The following is a 23766-nucleotide window of genomic DNA, read 5'->3' as shown; positions in this document are numbered from 1 at the left end:
CTCGTGGAGGAACGGTGCCCGACGTGCTGTTCGAGCGGGCCCCCGGAAGCGCTCCCCGTACGCTGGTCCGGTGACGAAACCGGCCGCTGACCTGCCCTTCTCGCGACCGCGCACGCTCCGGACGGCCGTCGCCCTCCTGCTCGCGCTGGCCTGCCTGGTCGGCACCGCGCTGCCCGGGCACGCCCTGCCGGGCGCTCCGGTGGCGACCACGAGCGACCCCGCGCTCGCCCAGGCCCCGACCGAGACGTCGACCGAACCGACGCCGACCATCCTCGTCGCCGTGGCGGGCCTGTACTGGCGCGACATCTCCCGGGCCGCCACGCCCACGCTCTGGAGCATGATCCGCACCGGCTCCGTCGCGTCGCTCGTCGCGGGGCGGACGGCGTGCACCACCGACGCCTGGCTGACCCTCTCGGCGGGCCAGATGGTGTCGACCACGAACACGCCCACCCCGACGGGCGAGCCCGAAGAGCCCGGGGAGGACGGCGAGTCGGACCCCGCGGTCACGGGGTGCCCGGAGCTCCCACAACCGATCGCCGCGAGCCCGGACCTCGAGGGTCCCGCCACGATCCCGGGGTGGGCCGCCCTGACCCAGCAGCCCGACGACGTCACGACCACGCACCCGGCAGGCACCGTCGCGCAACGGCTCGCCGACGTCGGCGTCTGCGCGACGGCGGTCGGACCAGGAGCCGCGGTCATGCTCGCCGACGGGGCCGGTCACGTGTCGCGCTACGTCTCAGGGATCGACCAGATCCCCGCAGGCGACCTGCAGTCGTGCCCCGTCACCGTGATCGACCAGGGGGAGCTCTTCGACAGCACGGGACGACGAGGCGACAGCCTCGAGGCCCTGGACGCGACGCTGCGGCGCATCGTGAAGGAAGCCGACCTGGGCACCCGCGTCCTGATCGCCGGGGTCTCCGCAGGACCGGTCGGCGAGCCCGGGCCCCAGGTCGTGGTCGACTGGCGACCCGAGGTCGCGACCGGCACCTGGCTCCACTCCCCCTCGACGCAGACCGACGGCATCGTCCAGCTCGTCGACGTCTCGGCGACCATCGTCCACGAGGCGGGCGCGAGCACCGAGGGCCTCGACGGCGCCCCCATCTCCCTGGGTGAGACCCGTCGCATGGACGTCGCCCGGACGGTCGAGAACCGGCAGTACTTCTCGGTCCTGACCAGCACCATCCCGAGCCTCTACCCGGTGCTCGTGGGCCTGCTGATCACGGCGCTCGTCGTGACGCTGGGTGGGTTGATGTGGGTGCGCAGGGCAGCTCAGCGACGGGGCTCCCCGACACCGGTACCGCCCGGCAGGGTGGGACGGCGCGTCACGACGGCCGTCCTGCTGGTGGTCGCCTCGGCGCCCGTCGGCGCGTCCCTCGCCAGCCTGTCCCGGTGGTGGGTCTGGAGCGCCCCGAACGCCGCGGCGACGCTCGCCCTGACCGCCGGTACCGTGCTGGTCGCGGTCGTGGCCTGGCTCTGCTCCCGCCTGCTCCCGCGGCGCCCGTGGGCCCTGCCGACCTCGCTCGCGGGCGTGACGTGGCTGGTGCTCACGGTCGACGGGGCGACGGGCACCACGTTGCAGCAGGCGTCGTTGCTCGGGACGTCCGCGGTGGTCAACTTCACGCGCTTCTACGGGTTCAACAACGTCACCTTCGCCGTCTACGCGGTCGCGGGCCTCGTCCTCGCGGGCGGCCTGGCGAGCGCGGCCGTCGAGCGCGGACGCAGGCGGCTCGGGGCGTTCCTCGTCGCCGTCGTCGGCGCGGTCACGGTCGTCATCGACGGCTGGCCGGGGTTCGGCGCGGACTTCGGCGGGATCCTGGCCCTGGTGCCCGCCTTCGCGGTCCTGGCCCTGCTCGTGGGCAAGGTCCGCCTCACGGCCTTGCGGATCGCGGTCGTGGCCGGGGTGACGGTTCTCGTCGTCGCCGTGATCTCCGTGATCGACTGGCTCTCGCCGACGGGCAGCTCGCACCTGGGAGGGTTCGTCCAGTCGATGCTCGACGGCGGGGCCTTCGAGGTGATCGCCCGCAAGGCCGCCGGTGCCTGGGAGACGATCGCCAACCCGGGGGGTGTGCTCGCGACCGTCCTCGTGGTCGGGCTGAGCATCGTCCTCCTGCGCCCCGAACGGTGGCGGCTGCCGGAGGTGGCTGCGGCGTACAGGGCGTGGCCGCTGCTCAAGCCCACGGCGATCGCCCTCGTGGTGGTCGCGGGGGTCGGGTCCGTCCTCAACGACTCGGGCATCATCATCGGGATCATGGTCTTCGTGGTCGGCACCGCGATGCTCGTGCCTGGCTTCATGGCGGACGACGCAGCGCCCGCGGACGACGCCACGCCCGCTGAGAGCGGGGCTCGAGGCAGCTCGGACGCCGACGGACGCGCCGTCGGGGCGAGGGCGCAGGCTCCGGGTGTCCGTCGCATGCCCACCATGGTCGCGACGGTGGGGGGCGGCATGTTCCTCGTGATACTCCTCGCCTCGAGCGTGCTCGGGGCGGCCGGCGTGCGCTCGCCGTCCACCTCGGTGCCCGCCGGGTCCGAGGTCGCCCCTGGCAGGGCCGACGTGATCGCTGCGGACCAGCCGCTGGTCGTGGTGGGCACCGCCGGGGTGACCTGGGACGACGTCGCGTCGGGTACGACGCCGACGCTCAACGACATGCTCTCCGACGGTGCGGGTGCTGCAGGTGTCTCGCAGCCCACGGGTGCCGCGAGCCGCTGCGTCGCGGGTGGGTGGCTCGCCCTGTCCGCGGGCCAGCTCGCCGAGGTCACGACCGAGCGTGGGTCGGACGGCGCCTGGGCGTGCCCCGACCTCGTCCCGGTCGCGAGCGGCGACGGTGCCCAGGTGTCGGGCTGGGCGGACCTGGTCTCCTTGCAGCCCGGCTCGACCTACCAGGCCAGACTGGGCGTGCTGGGGGGCGCCCTGTCCTCCGCGACGTGCGCGACCGCCGTCGGGCCGGGGGCCGCAGCCGCCCTCGCGGCCGCGGACGGCACCGTCTCCCGCTACCGCGACCCCTCCGCGGCGTTCGCGCCGGGGGCCGACACCTTCGCCTGCCCCGTCACGGTGATCGACGCCGGCGACGCGACCCTGCCTCCCCTGGACCCCAGCCGGACGGCGGCCGAGCAGTCCGCCGACCGCCAGGCCCTGCGGGCCGAGCGCCTTCGCGCGGTCGACGAGCGTGTGCGCACCGTGCTCGACCGCGCACCGTCCCGCGCGACGGTGCTGGTCGTGGACGTGAGCGGCACCCCGGGTGCGCGCCCCGTCCTCGGCGTCGCCCTCGCCCGTCCGTCGCTCGACGGTCCGGAGCAGGCACGCTTCATCACGAGCGCGGCCACCCGGACCGACGGCGTGGCGCGCCTCCTCGACGTCCCCGCGACGATCCTGAGCGCGGCCGGCGTGACGCCTCCGCCGCGCATCCAGGACACCCCGCTGGCGTGGGGGTCGGTCCGGGCCCCGGACGCTGCCACGACGGCGTCCTCGCTGGCGGACCTGACGTCGCGCGACCACGTGCGCCGCACCGTGTACTCGTTCTTCGTCGACGTCCCCCTCTACGCCGCCCTCGCGCTCGGGGTCGCGTGCCTCGCGCTCGCTCCGGTGGCGTCACGGGCACGCTCGTCCCGGGCGCGGGCGTGGTGGGCGCGTGGTTGGGCGTGGGCCCGAGGGTCGGCCCTCGTGATCGCCGCGCTCCCCGCTGCGGCCTTCCTCACGTCGCTGACGGGGTGGTGGCAGTTCGCGAACCCGATGCTCGCGCTCGTCCTGGCGACGGTCGGCGTGACGGCGATCGTCGCGGCTCTCGGGGCGCTCGCTCCGCGACGGCCCGTCTGGCTGGCCCCGGGGATCGTCGCGGGCGTCACCTTCGTGGCCCTGAGCCTCGACGCGGTGATCGGCACCCCGCTCAACCGTGCCAGCCCGCTCGGGTCGGCGCCGACGTTCGGCGCGCGCTTCTACGGGTTCGGCAACCCGACGTTCTCCGTGTACGCCGTGGCGGCGCTCTTCCTGGCGGCCGCCCTCGCGCAGTGGCTCGTGCTGCGGCACCGGCGGGTCGCCGCCGCCGTGACCGTCGGGGTCATCGGCGTCGTCACGATGGCGATCGACGTGTGGCCCACGTGGGGTGCGGACCTGGGCGGTGGCCTGGTCCTCGTCCCTGCGTTCGCCGTGCTGGGTCTCGCGGCCTCGGGGGCGCGGGTCACGTGGCGGCGGTTCCTCGCCGTCGCGGCGACGGGCGTCGCTGCGGTCGCGGTGGTGGGCGTCCTCGACTGGATGCGCCCACCGGACCAGCGGTCGCACCTCGGCCGCTTCGTCGCGCAGGTGCTGGACGGCAGCGCGTGGGAGACCCTTGCCCGCAAGGCCGGGTACGCCCTGCGCTCGGTCCTGGGCGGCGTCCCCGTGTGGCTCACGATCCTGGTGCTCGTCGCCGCGGCACTGCTCCTCTTCGGCTCCAGGCGGTTCACGCCGCCGTGGTTCGCGCGCACAGAGGCGGCCTGGCCCCTCCTGCGCCCGGCGCTCCTCGCGCTGTGGATCGTCTGCGTCGCGGGTTCCGTCGTGAACGACTTCGGGGTGCGCATCGCGATGATCGCGCTCATCCCGGCGATCCCGCTCCTGACGATCACGGTCCTGCACGCGTCGGCGCGGCCGGCGCCCGGCCCGGACGAGGGCGCCACCGAGGGCGCGGCTCCCGTCGGGTCGGACAGGCAGGACGAGGCGCCCGACGACGGAGCCGCACCCCCCGACGCGACGCAACCTGCGGCGTCGGGCAGGTAGGACGACGAAGCGCCCGGGCGGAGACCGCCCGGGCGCTTCGTCGTGACGTGCTACTTCGAGTGCCTGCTGCCGCTCAGCGCGTCGATCGCGCTGCGCACGCGCCGCGACCCGACCGCGAGCTGCACGTCGCGGTACTGGTTCGCACGGTGGATCTGGCCCTTGAGGTCCGAGCCGGACGGGCGGTGGCGCAGGTCGCACGGGACCTCGACCGCGACGTACCCCTTGCGGAGCAGGTCGATCGTCAGACCGGTCTCGACGCCCCAGCCGCGAGCGAGCGGCGTCGCGGCCTCGAAGGCCTCACGCGTCAGGCACCGCATGCCCGACAACGGCTGCGTGGGCGTCCACCCCGTCATCGACTGGATCGCGCGGCGGGCGGCACCCACGACGATGCCGCGGCCACCCGCGCCGGGCTGCGGCGGGAGCAGGGCGATCGACATGTCCGCGGCACCGTTCAGCACCGGGTCGACGAGCGGCGACGTGTTGACCGCCGTCTCCCCCAGGTCGCCGTCGATGAAGAGCAGGAGACGCGCGGGACGGTCGGCGACGTCGCGCATCGCGACGACCGCGGCGCCCGTCTCCATGGCCGCGGCCTTGCCGCGGTTGTGCGAGTGACGCACGACGACGGCCCCCGCCTCGCGCGCGACGTGCTGGGTGCTGTCCTCGCTGCCGTCGTCGACGACCAGGACCAGGTCCACGTGCGGGATCGCCTTGGCCGCGCGGACGGTCGCCGCGATGCGGCGCGCCTCGTCCTTGGCGGGGATGATCACCGCCACGCGCTGCTTCTGCCTGCCGCCGCCCGTGAGCGGTGCGGGGCGCGGGGTCTTCGCCACCGGGAGCGCGTGCGTCCCGTTCGCGGGGACGCCGACGGTCTCGCCGGTGGTTCCGGTGGTGGTGTTCTTTCCTGACTCGGTCGACCGATGGTCCGCGTTCACGCCGTCCAGCCTAGTAGTGCAAAGAGTTTCCCGCAGTTTGCCACACTCTTGGTGGCAAAGTCACGGCTGTCTCCCCGGGAACGGTGTGCCCGGGTTCTTGACGAGGTATTGCCGCCTGCCCTCGACCGGCGGTCGGCCGCCACATCGCGACCACGCCGAGAGTACCCGCCTCGGAGGTGTCCGACGCGACGCACGAGAGAGCACACGGAAGGGGCGTCAGCACCCGGGCGCCGTACCGGCGACGCCCGGGTGCTGTCGCCCCCTGCCGAACCTCTATGCCCTCCGCGCCGGGATCAGCGCAGCGTGACCTGGCGGGACACGATGCCCGCCCGTGCACGGCGCTCGTTCGCGTCGAGCGGCTCGGTCACCGCGAGCGCCGCGTCGAGCTTCGCCTTGAGCTCCTTCGCAGGCTCCTCGAGGTCTGCCGCCTCCGTGCCGCGCGGCAGCTCCCACACCGGGACCAGCAGGCCGCTCGAACGGAACGCACCGACGAACTTGCCGCCGCCGAGGCCCGACTCCCGCTTGGCGTGCAGGCGCGAGATCGCGTCGATCAGCGCCTCCTCGCCCACGGGCCAGGCCCAGCGCAGGAACTCACGGCTCATCGAGCACCAGTAGGCTGACTCGACCGAGGAGAGCTTGACCGTGGGGACGATCGACTCCGACGCCTGGTCGAGCGACGCCTTGAGGTCCGGCGTGACGTCCGTCGAGGGGTCGAGCCAGAACGAGAAGTCGTCGTGGACCGTGACGTCGAACGGCACGGACAGGTCCAGGACGTCCTGCAGGCGCGGACCCGGGCCGGGCAGCTCGCCCAGCTCGATCGACGTGCCCGGCTCGGCCTCGATGGCCTCCAGGAGGGCGGCAGCGAGGTCGCGGCTCGTGTCCCCGGACCCGGCGATGGTCTGGAGGGCCAGGAGGATCGTGCCGTCCTGGCGGTGCAGCGCGGCCCAGCCGGCAGGCAGGACCGTCACCACGAGGACGTCGCGCGCACCGAAGTCCTTCGTCGTGCGGGCAGGTGCCGAGGCCGACGGGACGACCTCTCGCAGGGCGACCCAGTCGGTCTCCCCGGGGAGGCCCTCGAAGGGGCGCAGCACGAAGTCGGGCGTCGAGTTCTTGGCCATGGGGGGAAGTGTAGTAGGACTGAACTGCACGCCGACCCCTGTGACGAACCAGCCCCTGGTGCACCCGGCGCGCCGATGGCGACCCCACTCATGATCGGCAAGGCTGGACCCGATGACCACCACGCACCGCACGCCACCCCGATGGGTCCGCTGGACCCTCACCGTCGTCGCGGTACTCGTCCCCTGCGTCGTCTGGGGCGTGACGACCGCGACCGCGGACCTCAGCCTCGGTCCCCACGAGGCCCGCTACGAGGTGACCACGGACAGCGTCGTCACCGTCGACCTGGGGCCGCTCGGCACCCTGCAGATCGACTCGCCCCTTCCCGCCGGCCTCGGCGCGAGCGTCACGGTCAAGGAGATCCCGGCCGACCTCACCGCGGTCGACCAGGCCACGACGCTCGCCGGGCTCACGAACGACCTCGAGAGCTACCTGCAGTTCTTCAGCGGCCCGCAGGAGTCGATCGGGCACGCCGTCCGTGCACTGGTCGTCGACGCGCTGCGACGCACCGGGTTCGCGATCCTCGTGGCCGGCGCCGTGGGCGCCCTCGGGTACGTGGTCCTCGGGGCGGCCCGACGGGACGAGCTGACCTCGATCCTGGCCCCTCGCACGTGGGAGATCACGGCGAGCGTCGCGATCGTCTCCCTCGTCGCCGGGTCGCTGTCCTCGTCGACCCAGGACCGCGACCTCGAGACGACGACCCCCACCTCCGCGGTCTTCGCCGGGACCCCTCTCGAGGGTGCCCGCATCACCGGCCGGCTCGCCGGGATCGTCGACACCTACGGGGGGATGGTCGTCGACTTCCTGCGGGAGAACGACGAGTTCTACGACATGGCCGACAAGAACCTGGTGGCCGCGTGGGACCAGCGTGACGCGATCGACGAGGCGGAAGCCGAGGCCGAGGCGGCTGCGGCTGCGGCTGCGGCGGCTGCGGAGGCCGAGACGGGGACGGGCCCGGACGCAGGCGCGGACACCGGGGGTGACGCGATCCCGCCGGACGCGGTCGAAGGCACGGAGGGCACCGCCGGGACCGGCGCGAGCGACGGTCCGCCCACCCCCTCTCCCTCCCCCTCGCCCACCGACGACGCAGAGCTCGTGACGATGCTGCTCATCAGCGACCTGCACTGCAACATCGGGATGGCGCCGCTGATCCGGACGACCATCGACCGGTCCTCCGCGACCCTGGTCCTCAACGCGGGCGACACCACCATGAACGGGACCGCGGTCGAGAACTTCTGCGTGGACGCCTACATGTCGGCCCTTCCCAAGGGCACGACCATGGTCGTCGCCGACGGCAACCACGACTCGACCGAGACCTCGGCCCGCGAACGGTCCCGAGGCGCCAAGGTGCTCGACGGAGGGATCCTCGACGTCCAGGGGATCCGCATCCTCGGCGACAGCGACGCCATGGCACCAGGCCTCATCGAAGGCCCCACGACCCGCGCCGGAGGAGCCGTCGCGCAGGCCGCGCGCCTGACGGACGTCGCGTGCGAGGCCGAGGACGGGATCGACATCCTGCTCATCCACACCCCCCGCGTCGGCAACGTCCCCATGGAGTCGGGCTGCGTGCCCGCCCAGCTCTCCGGCCACATGCACACGCGCGCCGACCCGGAACAGGTCGGCGGCGGCATCCGCTACGTCAACGGGAGTACGGCCGGCGCCATCGCGAACGCGTCCCGCATCGGGCCCCTCAAGGGCACGGCCGAGATGACGCTGCTGCGGTTCGACCCGGTCGAGCGACGGATCGTCGACTGGCAGATCGTCTCCGTGACCCCGGACGGGGCCGCCGACGTCGGACCACGACAGCCCTGGCCGCTCGTCGTCGAGCAGCCGGTCCCCGACGAGGACGCCGTGCCCCCGGGCGAGGAAGGCGCCGACGTGCCGCCCGTCGAGGACGACGCCCCGGTGGACGGGGTCCCGGCGGGGTAGGGCCGCCGGCCGGGGTGCGGGGCGGCCGGCGAGGCAGGTCTGCCAGCGGGGCCGGTCTACCGGCGAGGCAGGTCTGCCGGGACGACCTCTACCGCTCGGCTACCGCTCGACCGGGAACCCTCGCTGCGACCACGCGACCATGCCGCCGTCGAGGTTGGTCGCGTCGAAGTCGCCCTGGTTGAGCCACGCGGCGGCGCGCGCCGACCGGCCGCCCGAGTGGCAGATCACGAGGATCGGCACGTCGGGGTCGAGCTCGCCCCAGCGGACGGGGAGCTCGCCGAGGGGGATGTGGACGGCGTCGGGCGCGTGGCCCGCGTCCCACTCGTCCTGCTCGCGCACGTCGAGGAGCACGACGCCCTCGGGCACGGGGCGCTCGGCGTCGAGCTCGGACACGTCGGTCGTGGGTACCTGAGGCGGGAACATGGTGACCAGCCTACGTTTCTGACGAGACGTCGTCGGGCCGCGTTCACGGGCCGGGGGCGCCGAGCATGCGGTTGTCGCTCGTCGACCATGCGGTTGCCGTCCGGATCCGGCCCGATCACGACGACAACCGCATGCTCGGCACCGGTGCGCCGGGCCGACCAGCAGCGACACCCCCACCAGTGGCAGGATCGGTCCATGGACCCACGCGCCGGTACTCCCGCCCAGCCTCAGGACCTCATCGACGTGGACGCCGTGGTCGGCGCCTACTACGACCTCTCCCCCGACGTCGACGACCCGGCGCAGAAGGTGGTGTTCGGGACGTCGGGCCACCGTGGTTCGAGCCTGGACCACGCGTTCAACGAGGCGCACATCGTCGCGATCACCGCGGCCATCGTGGAGTACCGGCGCGCTCAGGGCACCGACGGCCCGCTGTTCATCGGCCGCGACACGCACGCGCTGTCGCTGCCCGCGTGGCAGACCGCGCTCGAGGTCCTCGCGGCGGCGGGCGTCCAGACGTACATCGACGCTCGCGACTCGTTCACGCCGACGCCGGCCGTGTCGCAGTCGATCCTGCTGCACAACGGCGCAGCGACCGAGGAGGGCGTCCGCACGAGCGGCCCCGAGCTCGCGGACGGCATCGTCGTGACGCCGTCGCACAACCCGCCGCGCGACGGCGGCTTCAAGTACAACCCGCCGCACGGTGGCCCGGCGGACTCGGAGGCGACGGGCTGGATCGCGGACCGTGCGAACGAGATCCTGCGCTCGGGCGTCGGGCAGGTCCGGCGGGTCCCGCTCGAGCGGGCGCTGACGGCCGAGACCACGCACCGGCACGACTTCCTCACGGCGTACGTCGACGACCTGGCCTCGGTCCTGGACCTCGACGCGATCCGCGGCGCGGGCGTCTCGATCGGCGCCGACCCCCTGGGCGGGGCCTCGGTCGAGTACTGGGGCGAGATCGGCGAGCGCTACGGGCTGGACCTGACGGTCGTGAACCCGCAGGTGGACCCGCGGTGGGCGTTCATGACGCTCGACTGGGACGGCAAGATCCGCATGGACTGCTCGTCGCCGTACGCCATGGCCTCGCTCGTGCAGAAGATGACGGACCCGGACGCGACCTCGACGTTCGACATCGCGACGGGCAACGACGCGGACTCAGACCGCCACGGGATCGTCACGCCGGACGCCGGGCTCATGAACCCCAACCACTACCTCGCGGTCGCGATCGACTACCTCTACGGCGGGGCCCGCCCGGGGTGGCGTCAGGACGCCGCGATCGGCAAGACGCTCGTGTCGTCGTCGCTCATCGACCGGGTCGGCGGTGGGCTGGGCCGCCGCGTCGAGGAGGTGCCGGTGGGCTTCAAGTGGTTCGTGCCGGGCCTGCTCGACGGCTCGGTCGGGTTCGGCGGCGAGGAGTCGGCGGGCGCGTCGTTCCTGCGCACGAACGGCGGGGTGTGGACGACCGACAAGGACGGCCTGCTCCTCGCGCTGCTCGCCTCGGAGATCCTCGCGACCACGGGGAGGACCCCGTCGCAGCACCACGCCCGGCTCGTCGAGCAGTACGGCGAGTCCTGGTACGCACGCGTCGACGCCCCGGCCTCGCTCGAGGAGAAGTCGGCGCTCGCGCGGCTGAGCCCCGAGCAGGTCACGTCGACGACGCTCGCGGGCGAGGAGATCACCGCGAGGCTGACGACGGCGCCGGGCAACGGGGCGGCGATCGGCGGCCTCAAGGTCACCACGGAGAACGCGTGGTTCGCGGCGCGCCCCTCGGGCACGGAGAACGTGTACAAGATCTACGCCGAGTCGTTCGTCTCGGCCGAGCACCTGGCGCAGGTGCAGGACGAGGCCAAGCAGGTCGTCTCGGACGCCCTGGGCGGCTGACGCCCGGGGCGGGGTGCCCGACGGCGGTGCGCACCGCCGTCGGGCACCTCGCCGCTCCCCGTCCCCGCGGCATAGCACCTCGTGGCGGCCCGGACGCCCGCCGTCGGGTATCTCACATGGGTAGTTCTCACCATCAGAATCGCGAACTGCCGCGAAGATCTACTCCTAGTATCGAAGGCGTTCCCTCGTCGATCTCTGGAGTCCCCATGCGCACGTCACGCGCAGCCCTCGCGCTGCCCCTCGCCCTCGTCGCCGTCCTCGGCCTGTCCGCCTGCGCGGGCGACGACGCCCCCGAGGAGACCACCTCGGCCTCGACGAGCGTCGAGAAGCCGGCCGTGGAGGAGACCCCCGCCGAGGACGAGGCCGAGCCCGCCGCCGCCAGCACGGGGGACAAGCCGGCGTGGGCCGCGTCCAACGCGGTCGTCGGCACCCAGCTCGGCACGGCCGAGGGCGACGGCTTCACCGTGGACGTCTACCAGGTGAGCACCGCCGTCGCGACGAAGACCGGCCAGTTCGCGGACGAGTCGGGCAAGCCGATCCTGAACCCGGGCGACGAGATCGTGTTCGTCAACTACGTCCTGACCAACACGGGCGACGCCGACCTGCCCCTGAGCTACACGGTCGTGGGCGTCGACGCCCGCTACGCCGACTGGCCCTACATGCAGGGCATGGACAGCATCGTCGACAGCGCGCTCTTCGAGGCCGCCGGTGTCGTCGACTCCCCGATCGCCCCGGGATCCGGCGAGGCGCCGTTCGTCCTCGCGCCGGGGCAGTCCGTCGCCTACGGCGAGAACTTCAAGTACCAGCCCGGATCGCCCATCGAGTTCGAGGTCACGCTGACCCCGGCCGACGCCTCGGGCGACCTGAACCACGACCTGCGCCAGGAAGTCACGCTCGCCGCGACCATCTCCTGATCGCGGCACCCCGCCGAGCGGTGCAGGTCCTCGTCACCGGCGAGGGCCTCCCCCGCTCGGTCGTTCCCGCGGCAGCGCGGGTCGGCGCGAGCGCGGGTCAGCGCGCGACCAGGTCTTGGTACTCCTCGTGGAGCTGCACGAACGCCCTGATGAACGGGCACAGGGGCACGACCTTCTGCCCCGAGGCGCGCACCTGGTCGAGCGCCCCGCGCGCGAGCGTCGACCCGATGCCGTGGCCCGCGAAGGCGTCGTCGACCTCGGTGTGCGTGAACACGACCTGGCCGGGTTGTCGTACGTACGCGGCGAACCCCGCCACCTCCCCCTCGGGCGTGCGCGCCTCGAAGCGCTCCTCGGCCGTGTTGTCGACGACCGCGATCTCCTGCGTCTGCTCGCTCACCCGTTCATCATGCGGGCCGGAATCGGTTCGCGCGCGCCCGGTGGAACGGTGACACTCGGTACGTGCCGGTGTGCGACCGGCGACGGCTGGGCGCGCGCTGGACAGGCGCCGTCGACCGGGGCAACAGATGGGAGAATGGCACGGTGGTACAGGACCCCTCTCGTGCAGCGGCAGACGACTCCCGCAACCCCTATCGCGTCGTCCTCAGCAAGCCGGGAGCGCTGAACTTCTCGGCCGCCGCCGTCGTCGCGAGGCTCCCGATGTCCATGGTCGGCATCGGCATCGTCCTGATGATCCAGGGCATCTACGACTCCTACGCGCTGGCCGGTCGCGTGTCCGCGGCCTACGTCATCGCGCAGGCCATCGCCTCGCCGCAGATCGCGCGCTACGTCGACCGCGTCGGCCAGGCAAAGGTCATGCGCCCGCTGCTCGTCGTCAGCACGGCCGGACTCGTCGGGCTCATCCTCTCGGCGGTCAACCAGGCCCCCGAGATCTGGCTCTACGTGACGGCCGTCGTCGCAGGCGCGAGCATCGGCTCGTACGGCTCGATGGTCCGCGCGCGCTGGAGCCACGCCGTCAAGGACTCCCGCCAGCTCCACACGGCCTACTCCCTGGAGTCCGCGCTCGACGAGCTCGTGTTCGTCGTCGGCCCCGTCCTCGCGACGCTGCTCGCGACCGAGGTCACCGACTCCGCGGGCATCATCGTCCCGGCGGTCGCGGCCGTCGTGGGCGGCGTCTGGTTCCTGTCGCAGCGCCGCACCGAACCCCCCGTGATCCCGGTCGTCCCGGGCGTCAAGCACGGGTCGGCGATGCGGTCGCCCGGCATGATCGTGCTCGCCGTGGTCTTCGTCGCGATGGGCTTCATCTTCGGCGCGACCGACGTCTCGACCATCGCGTTCGCCGAGGAGCAGGGGTCCAAGTCGGCGTCGGGCCTCATCCTGGCGGTCTTCGCGATGGGCTCGCTCATCTCGGGCCTCGCGTACGGCGCACGCCACTGGGTCTCCCCGCTGTGGAAGCGGTTCGCGATCGGCATGGTCGCCCTGGCGCTGGGCGTCTCGCTGTTCTTCGTGGTCACGTCGCTGCCCATGCTGGCGGTCGTCATGTTCGTCACGGGCTTCACGATCGCCCCGACCCTCATCAACGGCAACGCCCTGGTCCAGAAGCTCGTGACGCCGCACCAGCTCACCGAGGGTCTCGCGTGGGTCGGGACGTCGTTGGGCGTGGGCGTCTCGTTCGGGGCGTCGATCGCGGGGTCGCGCATCGACGCCGCGGGCGCGCACGCGGGCTTCCAGGTCGTCATGATCGCGGCCGGCCTCGCGGTCGTCGCGGTGCTCGCGTCGTTGCGGGTCCTGCGCCGGGACGCGCCGGTCCCCGGCACGGACCCCGACGCCGACGGGGTCCCCGACGAGGCGTAGGCGACGCCCGCGGTCGCTCCCCCGACGGCGCCGCCCACCCCGGGCGAGCCCCGCACCCGGGCAGTCCCACGCCCGACGGCGCCGCCCACCCCGGGCGAGCCCCGCACCCGGGCAGTCCCACGCCCGACGGCGCCGCCCACCCCGGGCGAGCCCCGCACCCGGGTGGTGTGCACCCGGTGCCGGTCGCCGTCGGGCCGGGAACTGCTCGCCACGGCGAGTGTGCACTTCGGGCTGTCCCCGGGCCCTCGCGACAGCCCGAACCGCACACTCGACGCGCACCCGCTGTGACGCGGACCTGACACCCGGACGTGACGAGCGGAACGGCCCCAGCGGCTGCGCCCCCGGACCTTCCGGCGCACGATGGAGAGATCCCCCATCCCCTCGTGCGGAGGTTCTCCCATGGCACTCGGACTCGGTCGGCCCCAGGACAAGCGCAACAGGACGGTCGCCGACCTGCTCGTCGCGCAGCTCATCGAAGCGGGGGTCGAACGTATCTACGGGATCGTGGGCGACAGCCTCAACCCCGTGGTCGACGCGGTCCGGCGCAGCCAGAAGGGGAAGGGCAAGGGCATCGAGTGGGTGCACGTGCGCCACGAGGAGTCCGCCGCGTTCGCCGCCGCGGCCGAGGCCGAGGTCACCGGGAAGCTCGCGGTGTGCGCGGGCTCGTGCGGGCCCGGCAACCTGCACCTCATCAACGGGCTCTACGACGCCAACCGCTCCAAGGTGCCCGTTCTCGCGATCGCGAGCCACATCCCCAGCGCGCAGATCGGGACGAGCTTCTTCCAGGAGACGCACCCGGACCGCCTGTTCACCGAGTGCTCGGTGTACTCCGAGATGATCTCGTCGGCCAAGCAGGCACCGCGCGTCATCAACTCCGCCATCCACCACGCCTACGGCGCCCCCGGGGTCTCGGTCCTGACCATCCCCGGCGACGTCGCGGACCTCGACGCCGCGGCCGAGATCATCGACGTCGCGGTCCACCCCGCGAGGCCCCGGATCATCCCCGACCCCGACGCCCTGAGGACGCTGGCCGACGCGATCAACCAGGCCAAGAAGGTCACGATCTTCGCGGGCGCAGGAACACGCGGCGCGCACGACGACGTGATCGCGCTCGCCGACAAGATCGCCGCGCCGATCGGCCACTCGCTGCGCGGCAAGGAGTGGATCCAGTACGACAACCCGTTCGACGTCGGGATGAGCGGGCTCCTCGGCTACGGCGCCGCGCACGACGCCATGCAGGACGCCGACCTCCTGGTCCTGCTCGGCACCGACTTCCCCTACGACCAGTTCCTGCCCGAGTCCGTGCGGACCGCGCAGGTCGACACCGACCCCACGCACCTGGGCCGCAGGACCCGGCTCGACGTCGCCGTGGTCGGCGACGTGGGCGAGACCGTGCGGCTCCTGCTGCCGCTCGTGAACACGGCCAAGAACCGCTCGTTCCTCGACGGCATGGTCGCCAAGCACGAGAAGTCGATGACCGGCGTGGTCGGGGCGTACACCAAGGACGTCGAGAAGCACTCGCCCATCCACCCCGAGTACGTCGCAGACGTCCTCGACCAGGAGGCCGCCGACGACGCCGTCTTCACCGTGGACACGGGCATGTGCAACGTGTGGGCCGCCCGGTACATCAGCCCCAACGGCAAGCGGCGCGTCATCGGGTCGTTCCTGCACGGGTCCATGGCGAACGCGGTGCCGCACGCGATCGGCGTCGCGGCCGCCCAGCCCGACCGGCAGGTCGTCGCCATGGCGGGCGACGGCGGGCTGTCGATGCTGCTGGGCGAGCTCATCACGATCAAGGCCTACGAGCTGCCCGTGAAGATCGTCCTGTTCGACAACGCCAGCCTGGGGATGGTGCGCCTCGAGATGCTCGTCGACGGGCTGCCCATGTTCGGCACCGAGTCGCCGCACATCGACTACGCCGCGGTCGCGAACGCGATCGGGATCCCGTCCGTGAGGGTCGAGCGGGCCAAGGACGTGCGGGGCGCGCTGCGCGGGGCCCTCTCCCGCCCCGGCCCCGCGCTGGTCGACGTCGTGACCGACCCGCGAGCGCTGTCCCTGCCGCCGACCATCACGGCCGGGCAGGTGCGCGGCTTCACGGTCGCCATGAGCAAGGAGATCCTGGGTGGCGGCATGGGCGAGGTCGTGTCGATGGCGCGCGCGAACCTGAGGAACGTGCCGCGGCCGTAGGGCCCGGCCTGGCCCGGCCGGGCCTGGCCCGGCCGGGCCTGGCCCCGGGGCGGCCTGGCCTGGCCTTGGCCCGTCGAGTGTGCAGTTCCGGCTGCCCGGGCGCGCTCCTGACAGCCCGAACTGCACACTCGACGCCCCCCGCCCGGCGCACGCACACCCCGCGTCGCCGACGCCCGGCCCGGTGCCGACTGCGGCACCGCGCCTCCGCGCAGCCCCTCAGCGGGGGAGGTAGCGCACGAGCAGGTCGAGGTAGCCGTCCCGGTCGAAGTCCTCGATGAGGGCCGACTGGAGCATGCATCCTTGGCAGGCGCTGACGAACAACGGCGCCTGCTCGGCCGCGAGCGCCGCCGCCTCCGCCTCGGCGTGACCGTTCATCCGCTGGTGCCAGACCGTGAGGTAGTCCTCGAAGGTCCGCAGGATGCGTTCGACGACGCCGGCGGCGAGCGCGCGCAGCGCGGGGTCGGTCACGGCCTCCCCCCAGAGCTGGACGAGGATCCTGGGGTCGCGGAGCTCGCGCTGGACGCCGGTCATGAGGACCCGGACGACCTCGGCCGGCACGGGGAGCGGTTCGCTCGCGGCGAGCTTCTCGACGTCGAGGACCCGGGCACCGACGACCTGGGCGGCGGTCTGGTGGATGAGCTCGGACTTGCTGTCGAAGTAGCCGTAGATCGCTCCGGCGGACAGGCCGGACTCGGTGATGATGTCGGCCATCGAGGCGGCCTGGAATCCCTTGCGCAGGAAGACCCGGAGGGCTGCCTCGACGATCTCCTCGCGGCGGGCGGCGCGGTACTCCTCGGTCACTCTGGGCACCGACCCACCATAAACCGAACGTTCGCTCTTGACAGGCACGGGCGGCGGCCGCGAGTCTATAAAGAACGAACATTCGTTTTAAGGAGCCCGTCATGACCACCAGCCCCCCGGGCACCACCCCGTGGCCCCGCACCCTCGGACTCGCCCTCGGCCTCGTGACCCTCGTGAGCGCCCTGGTCCTGGCCTTCCTGTGGCCCTCGGTCACGGCCGACCCCCGCAACCTCCCGGTGGCCGTCGCCGGTCCGGTCGAGCAGGTCGCCCAGGTCGAGGCCGGTCTCGCCCAGAGCACCCCTGGCGTCCTGGACGTCACGGCCGTCGCCGACCGAGCCGGTGCGGTCGCGCTCGTCGAGGCCCGCGACGTGTACGGCGCGATCGTCCTGGGTCCCGCCCCGGAGATCCTCACGGCCTCGGCTGCGAGCCCGGTCGTCGCCCAGCTCCTCGGGGAGCAGGCGAGCGCGCTCCAGGCCCAGGTCGACGCCGCAGCCGCCGCTCTCGGCGCACCGGCCGGCTCGGCACCGACCGTCGTGGTGACCGACCTCGTCCCCCTGTCCCCGGACGACGCCCGCGGCACGACCCTCGCCGCCGCGACGTTCCCCCTCGTGCTCGGTGGCCTGGTCGGCGGCGTCGCGATCGCCCTCGTGGTGCGCGGCACGGGGCACCGCCTCGCGGGGCTCGGGGCCTACGCGGTGGTCGGCGGCCTCGTGATCGCGGCGATCCTCCACCTGCTCGGCGGCCTGCACGGGTCGTTCCTGGCCGACTCCGCGGCGGTCGCACTCACGCTCCTCGGGATCTCGGGAACGATCGTCGGCGCCGCTGCGCTGCTCGGGCGCCCCGGGATCTCGGTCGGGCCGGTCGTCTTCCTGCTCTTCGCGAACCCGATCTCGGCGGCCGCGATGCCGGTCGAGATGCTGCTGTCGCCGTGGGGGGCCGTGGGGCAGTGGTTCCCGCCCGGGGCGTCGGCGACCCTCCTGCGGTCGCTGTCCTACTTCCCGGGAGCCGACACGACGTTCTCCTGGCTCGTCCTCGCCGGCTGGGCCGCCCTGGGCATCGGCCTGGTGCTCGCCGGGTCGGTCCGCGGGGGCGCCCGTCGCGCACCGGAGGCAGGCGCCGCCACCAGCACCGAGGCGCCCGCGGTCGGCACCCTGGCGGCCGCTCGCTGAGGAGGGCCGGGGCGGGTGGCACGCAAGCCCCCCGCCCCGGCCCTCTTCCCCACCGGCCGTCGAATCGATACGATCGCCAGCGTGCTCACCAAGATGACGGTCACCGACGACCAGCTCTCCCGCATCGTGTCCCCGCTCGGCGAGATCGCCGCCGCCGCCCCCCTGGACGGCGGGATGTTCGCCTCGACGTTCCGGGTCGACCTCACCGACGGTCAGCGCGTCGTCGTGAAGATCACGAGCGCCGACACCTCCCGCCTCCTGCGCTACGAGCACGGGATCCTCGGCACCGAGGAGGACGTCTACCGGCGCGTGGCGGAGCGCCCCGACCTCCTCATGCCGCGCGTCGTCCACAGCGACTTCAGCCGGACGACGCTCGACGGCGACGCCCTGGTCGTCACGTTCCTCGACGGCGAGGTGTGGAACACGCTGCCCCCGCTCGACGACGCCGCGACGGCGCGGGTCCACCACGACCTCGGCGCGTTCATGGCCCGTCTGCACACGGTCACGGGAGACGCGTTCGGCTACCCCGCCCCGGCGTCCGGGATGAGCGCCCCGACGTGGCCCGAGGCGTTCGGCCTCATGGTCGAGGCTCTGCTCGCCGACGCCGAGACCTGGGCCGTCGACCTCCCCGCCGACGCCCTGCGGGCCGTGGTCGCACGCCACCGCGACGCGCTCTCCGAGGTCACGGTCCCGCGCCTCGTCCACGCCGACCTGTGGCCGGGCAACCTGTTCCTCGCCGCCGGGGGCCCCGGCCTCGCGGACCCGGCGGTCGCAGCGGGCTCCCCCGACGAGCCGTCCCCCCTGCGCCTGAGCGGCGTGATCGACACCGAGCGCTGCCTGTGGGCCGACCCGCTGTACGAGCTCGCGGGGGCAGACCAGCTCGGCCTCGGCCCCGTCCCGCCCGCGATCGCTGCGGGCTACCGCTCGGCGGGGGGCCGGCTCCCCGTCGAGGAGCCGTGGTTCGCGCCTCCCACCCCGGGTGAATTCCTGCCCGACGGCGGCGCACCGGACGGGAGCGACGCCGTCGGGCAGGTGCGTCCCGGGGCGAGCACCCTCGGGGCCGGTGACGTGCGCCTGCTCCTGTACCGCGCGTACATCAGCGCGGTGCTTGTGACCGAGGTCGTCCCCCGCGACTACCAGGGCGAATGGGTCCAGGGCTACCGCGACACGGCCGCGGCCAACCTCGACGTGGTGCTGGACCAGCTCTCCCGCTGACCTCCGAGGGACGTGTCGGAACCACCGTGCCCCAGAGGTCACGCAGGTTCCGACACGCTCGGTCCGATGGTGCGGACCACCCATCTCGTCCCGGGGCAGGGTTGAGTCACGCTAGAGTTCGGGCAAGTTCACGATCACGTCAAGTGTTCGGGCGGCCCGTGCTCGGCGGCGCGACGTGACCCACCCTGGGGGTATGCGGTGATCACGTTCGTCGTCGTCGGCATCGTCGGGCTCGCGCTCGTCCTGGTCTCGATGATCCTCGGGGAGTTCATCGAGCTCGGCGACGGCGCCGTCTCCGGGACCTCGCTCGGCGTCGGGGCGATCGTGTTCGGCGCGACCGGGGCGATCGTCGTCTCGAACGACCTGCCCGTCGTCCTGGCGTACGTGGGCTCCGCAGTCCTCGCCGCCCTCGCGATCCTCCTCGTGGCCGTGCTCACCGCCAAGCTCCGCGCGTCGGACGACGCCGTCCCGATCTCGCTCGTCGGCGTCCAGGGCACCGCGACGAGCGACATCTCGCCCGCGACCGGGGAGGTCTCGCTCGACGCCGCGCACGAGCTCGAACGACGCCTCGCCTGGGCCGACGAGCCGATCCCCTCGGGGGCCCGCGTCGTCGTCCTGGAGCAGTCCGGGACGCGGGTCCGCGTCCGGCGCTACTTCCCCAACGACTGACCTCCCCGTCGGGCGCCCCCGCAGGGTGACCCCGCGGTGACCCTGCCGGCGACCCCAGCCGCACGACGCGCACCACCACCGCATGACCAGCAGGACCAGCACGACCCGCTCGCACGACCCGCCACCGAAAGGAGTCGCGCCGCAGGCGCGTACCGACATGCTCGAAGATTCCAACCTCGTCGGCATCATCGCCACGATCGCCCTGGTCATCGCGTTCTTCGCGATCATCACCTTCATCGCCAAGCGCATCCGCCGCGTGCCCCCGAACGAGGCGCTGATCATCGTCGGGCGCGGCGCGGGCCGCAAGGAGGCCGCGGGCACCGGCCAGCGCGTCGTCACGGGTGGCCGCACGTTCGTGTGGCCCATCCTCCAGCAGGGCTTCTCCATCTCCCTCGAGCAGCGCCAGATCGGCATCACGGTCGAGGGCGTGGACAAGAACCGCATCAAGATCGCGATCAAGGCGTCGATCAACTTCAAGGTCCGTGGTGACGAGGAGGGCGTGCGCCGTGCGGCCCAGCGCTTCCTGTCCCAGCAGGGCACCCTGACCGAGATCATCAAGGAGTCCCTCGAGGGCTCGCTGCGCTCGATCGTGGGCGACATGACCATCGAGCAGATCATCTCCGACCGCAAGGGCCTCTCGGACCGCGTCGTCGAGTCCACCAAGACCGACCTCTCGGAGCAGGGCCTGCAGGTCGACCTCCTTAACATCTCGGACATCTCGACGCCGGGCTCCGACTACCTCGCCAACCTCGGTCGCGCCGAGGCCGCTCGCGCCCGCCAGGTCGCCGAGGTCTCCGAGGCCGAGGCGCAGCGGGCGTCGGAGTTCGCCGCGATCGACGCCGCCGAGCAGATCGCCGAGCGCCAGAAGGCTCTCGACCTCAAGCGCGCCATCATCAAGGCCGAGACCGACAAGGCCAACGCCGAGGCCGAGGCCGCAGGGCAGCTCGCCCGGGCCGAGCAGGAACGCCTGGTCGCGGTCGAGGAGCGCGAGGCCCTCGCCGAGCAGGCCCGTGTGACGCAGGAGCGCCTCGACATCGAGATCCGCAAGCCCGCCGAGGCTGCGGCCTACGCCGAGGTCCAGCGGGCCAACGCCCAGCGCGACTCGTCGAACGCCGCGACCGAGGCCGACGCCTACAAGCGCACCACGATCGCCGAGGCCAACAAGACCGCCGCGATCCAGGACGCCGAGGCGTCCGCCGAGGCCGTCCGTCGCGCCGGTGAGGCCGAGCGTGACCGCCAGGTCGCCCTGGCCGTCGGTATCAAGGCCGAGGGTGAGGCACGGGCGTTCGCGGTCGAGGCCGAGGGTCGCGCCGAGGCCGTCGCCACGGACGCCAAGGCCGAGGCGCTCAAGAAGTACGGCGAGGCGGCCCTGGTCCAGGAGCTCATCGAGCGCCTGCCGGAGATCGTCCGCGCCGCGGCCGAGCCCATCGGCAAGATCCAGGGCATGACGGTCATCTCGACCGACGGCGCGAGCGCGGTCACCAAGAACGTCGCCTCGGTGCTGGGCGAGGGCCAGCAGGTCATCAAGCAGCTCACGGGCGTCGACATCAACCAGCTCATCGCCGGGCTCGCCGGGGGGCACCTCAGCGGCCAGTCGGCGTCGAACGGGTCGGCCGGTCCGTCGGCCGCGTCGTCCAACTGATCCGTCGCTGACACCGGCCGCGGCGCCGGGGTGGACCCGCTCGGGTCCGCCCCGGCGTCGCCCGCCGTCCCGCCTCACACCTCGGAGCCCCCGCATGCTGACCGCTGACCAGGTCCTGGACACGAAGTTCACCGCGACGAAGTTCCGGGAGGGCTACGACGTCGTGCAGGTCGACGACTACCTCGACCGTGTCGCCGTGACCCTCGCGGCGTACGAGTCGGGCGACCGCCCGGGCACGGGGCTGCTGACCTCGGCCGAGGCCAGCGGCGTCCGGTTCTCGGCCACGAAGTGGCGCGAGGGCTACGACGTCACCGAGGTCGACGACCTCATCGACGGGATCGTCGGCACGCTCCGGTCCTACGAGTCCGGCCCTGCGCCGACGCCGCACCCGGCCGCCCCGCACCCGACCGGGGCGGCGAGCGACGCCGTCGGGCAGCAGGACCCGGCCGTCACCTCACCGGTCCCGGCCGCGGGGGCGACCGCGGGACCCGGGAGCAAGCCCCTCGGCATCCACGACCTGACCACGCAGCTCCAGTACGCCCGTGTCCGCGCGAACGGCAGCGACCGGCTCGTCGTGCTCCTCCCCGACGGGTCGACGGCCCACGTGACCGCGCTCGACGCGGGGCCGGACGGGATCACGCTCCGCACCGCACCGCAGGCGTAGCCCGGAGCGGGAGCGTCACGCGGGCCGTCGCACCCGCAGCACCGTGTCGCGGATCGTGGCCGGGCGCCCCTCGGCGTCGAGCATCTCGCGCGTGGGTGCGTCGTTGGTCTCGACGACCCACCCGGCGAGGTCGAGCTCGGCCAGCAGGTCGTCGCCCGTGTAGAAGAAGTGCTCGTCGAAGTCGCGGCGCACCGTCTCGTGGTCCTCGGGGTGGTGCCCGACGACGAGCAGCCGCCCGCCCGGTGCCACGACCTGCGCGAGGCGCGGGAAGACCTGGCGGCGCAGGTCGGCCGGCAGGTGCATGAAGTGGGCCGTGACGAGGTCGAAGCGCTCGTCGCCCGGCTCCCACCCGACGAGGTCGGCCTGGCGCCACTCGATGCGCTCGGCCACGCCCGCGACGACCGCGTGGGCAGCGGCCTTCCCGAGCGCCACGGGCGACACGTCGAGCCCGACGACGTCCCACCCCTGCCGCGCGAGCCAGACCGCGTCGGCCCCCTCGCCCGCCCCCACCTCGAGCGCTCGGCCCGCGGGCAGGTCCGCGACCTCGCGCACGAGCTGCGGGTTCGGGTTGCCGCTCCACACCGCCGCCGAGGAACCGTAGCGCTCGTCCCAGAACGCCTGGTCGTGGTGGTGCTGCTGGTGGCCGTGCTCGTGGTTCTGGTGGTCGTGCGGCACGCGGGCTCCTCGGGTCGGGGTGGGCCGCAGGGGTCGGCCGTCTTCCCCGACCATGGCGCCTGGCCCGGCCCTCGCGCAAGCGCCGTTGCCGTTCCGGCAAACAGGGACCCGGGCAGACGCGGACCCGGTGGCCCGCCCCGGTCTGCCGAGAGCGTTCACCCGATCCAGCCGAGCCACACCACCGCGTCGCGTGCGAGCAGGAAGCCCACGATCCCCACGACCCATGCCGTGGTCGATGCCGCGTTCTTCGTCATCCACGCGTTGAGCCGGTCCAGCAGCGGCCCCACCTGGCGGGCGGCGAGGACGCGCGCCGCCATGAGCAGCAGCGCGGGCAGCACCATGACGACGCAGTACCCCGCCAGGACGACCCCTGTCGCAGGCCACCCGAGGTCCGCGCGGGTCATCATCCCGATCGCCGCGAGGTACGGGAGCATCGACGCGAGCTCGATCGCCGCGGCCGCGAGCGCCAGCCCCACGAGGGCCGTCACGGAGCCGGCGCGCGACGCGGTCGCGACGGGCGCGGGGTGCGCTGCGCCGTCGGACAGGGGCGTGAGGCCCGACGGCGCCGCTCCCGTCCCGCTCGACGCCCCCATCGCGCGGGCCCGCCACCGCAGGACGCGACCCTGACCGTCCGACGACCCCTTGGACCGCCGGTCGAGGCGGAAGCTGTACGCGACCAGCGCGACCCCCACGAGGAGCTCGACGATCCGGGCGGGCCGTGTCTCGAACAGCTCGCCGAACCCTTCGGCGAAGGCCCCCGCGCCCAGCGCGACGACGACCCCGACCACGAGGTAGAACCCGGCGACCGTGCCCAGGTAGACGAGCAGGCGGGCGACGCGCACCCGCCCCGGCGTCATGAGCAGCCAGACGGGGATGAGCAGCGTCCCGAAGCTCGTCGAGTCGACGAGGGCCAGGACCACGAGCACGCCGAGGAGAGGCAGGAGTTCCATGCCGCCACCCTCGCGCGGGGCGGGGGCCGGCGTCGTCGGGCGG

Annotated in this window: 18 protein-coding genes; 11 read left to right on the top strand and 7 right to left on the bottom strand. The window is 73.3% G+C overall.

Going from position 1 to position 23766, the window contains the following annotated elements; all coding sequences use genetic code 11:
- Positions 1 to 70: 70 nt before the first annotated feature.
- Positions 71 to 4747 (top strand): hypothetical protein, encoded by a 4677-nt coding sequence (locus ACFVQ3_RS12380; protein WP_387639279.1) that lies wholly within the window; start codon positions 71 to 73, stop codon positions 4745 to 4747.
- A gap of 50 nt (positions 4748 to 4797) precedes the next feature.
- Here the strand turns inward: ACFVQ3_RS12380 and ACFVQ3_RS12375 are convergent, their stop codons facing one another.
- Both ACFVQ3_RS12375 and ACFVQ3_RS12370 read right to left on the bottom strand, forming a co-directional pair.
- Entirely contained in the window at positions 4798 to 5577 is a 780-nt protein-coding gene (locus tag ACFVQ3_RS12375; protein WP_387639315.1) for a glycosyltransferase family 2 protein, read from the bottom strand.
- A gap of 395 nt (positions 5578 to 5972) precedes the next feature.
- Complete coding sequence (locus ACFVQ3_RS12370) at positions 5973 to 6797, bottom strand: DUF5926 family protein (protein ID WP_387639276.1); 825 nt, start codon at positions 6795 to 6797, stop codon at positions 5973 to 5975.
- A 112-nt stretch (positions 6798 to 6909) separates the two neighbouring features.
- On the opposite strand from ACFVQ3_RS12370, the gene ACFVQ3_RS12365 reads away from it, so the two are divergent.
- Positions 6910 to 8724 (top strand): metallophosphoesterase, encoded by a 1815-nt coding sequence (locus ACFVQ3_RS12365; RefSeq protein WP_387639274.1) that lies wholly within the window; start codon positions 6910 to 6912, stop codon positions 8722 to 8724.
- 99 nt (positions 8725 to 8823) lie between these two features.
- Here ACFVQ3_RS12365 and ACFVQ3_RS12360 read toward each other — a convergent pair whose 3' ends face one another.
- Positions 8824 to 9147 (bottom strand): rhodanese-like domain-containing protein, encoded by a 324-nt coding sequence (locus tag ACFVQ3_RS12360; protein WP_387639271.1) that lies wholly within the window; start codon positions 9145 to 9147, stop codon positions 8824 to 8826.
- Positions 9148 to 9342: 195 nt separating this feature from the next.
- On the opposite strand from ACFVQ3_RS12360, the gene pgm reads away from it, so the two are divergent.
- Positions 9343 to 11025 carry a phosphoglucomutase (alpha-D-glucose-1,6-bisphosphate-dependent) gene (gene pgm / locus ACFVQ3_RS12355; RefSeq protein ID WP_387639268.1) on the top strand — a complete coding sequence of 561 codons (1683 nt, stop codon included), beginning with the start codon at positions 9343 to 9345 and terminating at the stop codon, positions 11023 to 11025.
- A 206-nt stretch (positions 11026 to 11231) separates the two neighbouring features.
- On the top strand, positions 11232 to 11939 hold the full coding sequence (locus ACFVQ3_RS12350) for a hypothetical protein (protein WP_387639266.1): 708 nt from the start codon (positions 11232 to 11234) through the stop codon (positions 11937 to 11939).
- Between the two features lie 97 nt (positions 11940 to 12036).
- Here ACFVQ3_RS12350 and ACFVQ3_RS12345 read toward each other — a convergent pair whose 3' ends face one another.
- Entirely contained in the window at positions 12037 to 12336 is a 300-nt protein-coding gene (locus tag ACFVQ3_RS12345) for a GNAT family N-acetyltransferase (RefSeq protein ID WP_387639263.1), read from the bottom strand.
- Positions 12337 to 12479: 143 nt separating this feature from the next.
- Here ACFVQ3_RS12345 and ACFVQ3_RS12340 point away from each other — a divergent pair, with 143 nt between their 5' ends.
- Entirely contained in the window at positions 12480 to 13751 is a 1272-nt protein-coding gene (locus ACFVQ3_RS12340; protein ID WP_387639260.1) for an MFS transporter, read from the top strand.
- A 399-nt stretch (positions 13752 to 14150) separates the two neighbouring features.
- Positions 14151 to 15938, top strand: a complete 1788-nt coding sequence (locus tag ACFVQ3_RS12335; protein ID WP_387639257.1) for a pyruvate dehydrogenase — start codon at positions 14151 to 14153, stop codon at positions 15936 to 15938.
- Between the two features lie 216 nt (positions 15939 to 16154).
- Here the strand turns inward: ACFVQ3_RS12335 and ACFVQ3_RS12330 are convergent, their stop codons facing one another.
- Positions 16155 to 16748, bottom strand: coding sequence for a TetR/AcrR family transcriptional regulator (locus ACFVQ3_RS12330; RefSeq protein ID WP_387639255.1), 594 nt, complete (start codon positions 16746 to 16748; stop codon positions 16155 to 16157).
- Positions 16749 to 16840: 92 nt separating this feature from the next.
- Here ACFVQ3_RS12330 and ACFVQ3_RS12325 point away from each other — a divergent pair, with 92 nt between their 5' ends.
- From ACFVQ3_RS12325 to ACFVQ3_RS12305, 5 genes are all read left to right on the top strand, one after another.
- Positions 16841 to 17908, top strand: coding sequence for an ABC transporter permease (locus ACFVQ3_RS12325; RefSeq protein ID WP_387639252.1), 1068 nt, complete (start codon positions 16841 to 16843; stop codon positions 17906 to 17908).
- Between the two features lie 81 nt (positions 17909 to 17989).
- Complete coding sequence (locus ACFVQ3_RS12320; RefSeq protein ID WP_387639250.1) at positions 17990 to 19123, top strand: phosphotransferase family protein; 1134 nt, start codon at positions 17990 to 17992, stop codon at positions 19121 to 19123.
- Between the two features lie 198 nt (positions 19124 to 19321).
- Positions 19322 to 19792, top strand: coding sequence for an NfeD family protein (locus ACFVQ3_RS12315; protein ID WP_387639247.1), 471 nt, complete (start codon positions 19322 to 19324; stop codon positions 19790 to 19792).
- Between the two features lie 157 nt (positions 19793 to 19949).
- Positions 19950 to 21434, top strand: a complete 1485-nt coding sequence (locus ACFVQ3_RS12310; protein WP_387639312.1) for a flotillin family protein — start codon at positions 19950 to 19952, stop codon at positions 21432 to 21434.
- 94 nt (positions 21435 to 21528) lie between these two features.
- The gene (locus ACFVQ3_RS12305; RefSeq protein ID WP_387639245.1) at positions 21529 to 22098 is read left to right on the top strand and encodes a DivIVA domain-containing protein; all 570 of its coding nucleotides are present in this window, start codon (positions 21529 to 21531) and stop codon (positions 22096 to 22098) included.
- Positions 22099 to 22113: 15 nt separating this feature from the next.
- Here the strand turns inward: ACFVQ3_RS12305 and ACFVQ3_RS12300 are convergent, their stop codons facing one another.
- Both ACFVQ3_RS12300 and ACFVQ3_RS12295 read right to left on the bottom strand, forming a co-directional pair.
- Positions 22114 to 22773 carry a class I SAM-dependent methyltransferase gene (locus ACFVQ3_RS12300; RefSeq protein WP_387639242.1) on the bottom strand — a complete coding sequence of 220 codons (660 nt, stop codon included), beginning with the start codon at positions 22771 to 22773 and terminating at the stop codon, positions 22114 to 22116.
- A 155-nt stretch (positions 22774 to 22928) separates the two neighbouring features.
- The gene (locus ACFVQ3_RS12295; RefSeq protein WP_387639239.1) at positions 22929 to 23723 is read right to left on the bottom strand and encodes a GAP family protein; all 795 of its coding nucleotides are present in this window, start codon (positions 23721 to 23723) and stop codon (positions 22929 to 22931) included.
- Positions 23724 to 23766: the final 43 nt, after the last annotated feature.

This window comes from Oerskovia sp. NPDC057915, assembly GCF_042887685.1.
GTDB lineage: Bacteria > Actinomycetota > Actinomycetes > Actinomycetales > Cellulomonadaceae > Oerskovia.
This window is presented reverse-complemented; position numbering and strand designations above follow the sequence as displayed.

Excerpts from the sequence above, each read along its gene's own strand:
- ACFVQ3_RS12350 (WP_387639266.1), top strand. The coding sequence starts at position 11,232 with ATGCGCACGTCACGCGCAGCCCTCGCGCTGCCCCTCGCCCTCGTCGCC.
- pgm (WP_387639268.1), top strand. The coding sequence starts at position 9,343 with ATGGACCCACGCGCCGGTACTCCCGCCCAGCCTCAGGACCTCATCGAC.
- ACFVQ3_RS12370 (WP_387639276.1), bottom strand. The coding sequence starts at position 6,797 with ATGGCCAAGAACTCGACGCCCGACTTCGTGCTGCGCCCCTTCGAGGGC.
- ACFVQ3_RS12360 (WP_387639271.1), bottom strand. The coding sequence starts at position 9,147 with ATGTTCCCGCCTCAGGTACCCACGACCGACGTGTCCGAGCTCGACGCC.
- ACFVQ3_RS12335 (WP_387639257.1), top strand. The coding sequence starts at position 14,151 with ATGGCACTCGGACTCGGTCGGCCCCAGGACAAGCGCAACAGGACGGTC.
- ACFVQ3_RS12310 (WP_387639312.1), top strand. The coding sequence starts at position 19,950 with ATGCTCGAAGATTCCAACCTCGTCGGCATCATCGCCACGATCGCCCTG.
- ACFVQ3_RS12325 (WP_387639252.1), top strand. The coding sequence starts at position 16,841 with ATGACCACCAGCCCCCCGGGCACCACCCCGTGGCCCCGCACCCTCGGA.
- ACFVQ3_RS12295 (WP_387639239.1), bottom strand. The coding sequence starts at position 23,723 with ATGGAACTCCTGCCTCTCCTCGGCGTGCTCGTGGTCCTGGCCCTCGTC.
- ACFVQ3_RS12305 (WP_387639245.1), top strand. The coding sequence starts at position 21,529 with ATGCTGACCGCTGACCAGGTCCTGGACACGAAGTTCACCGCGACGAAG.
- ACFVQ3_RS12365 (WP_387639274.1), top strand. The coding sequence starts at position 6,910 with ATGACCACCACGCACCGCACGCCACCCCGATGGGTCCGCTGGACCCTC.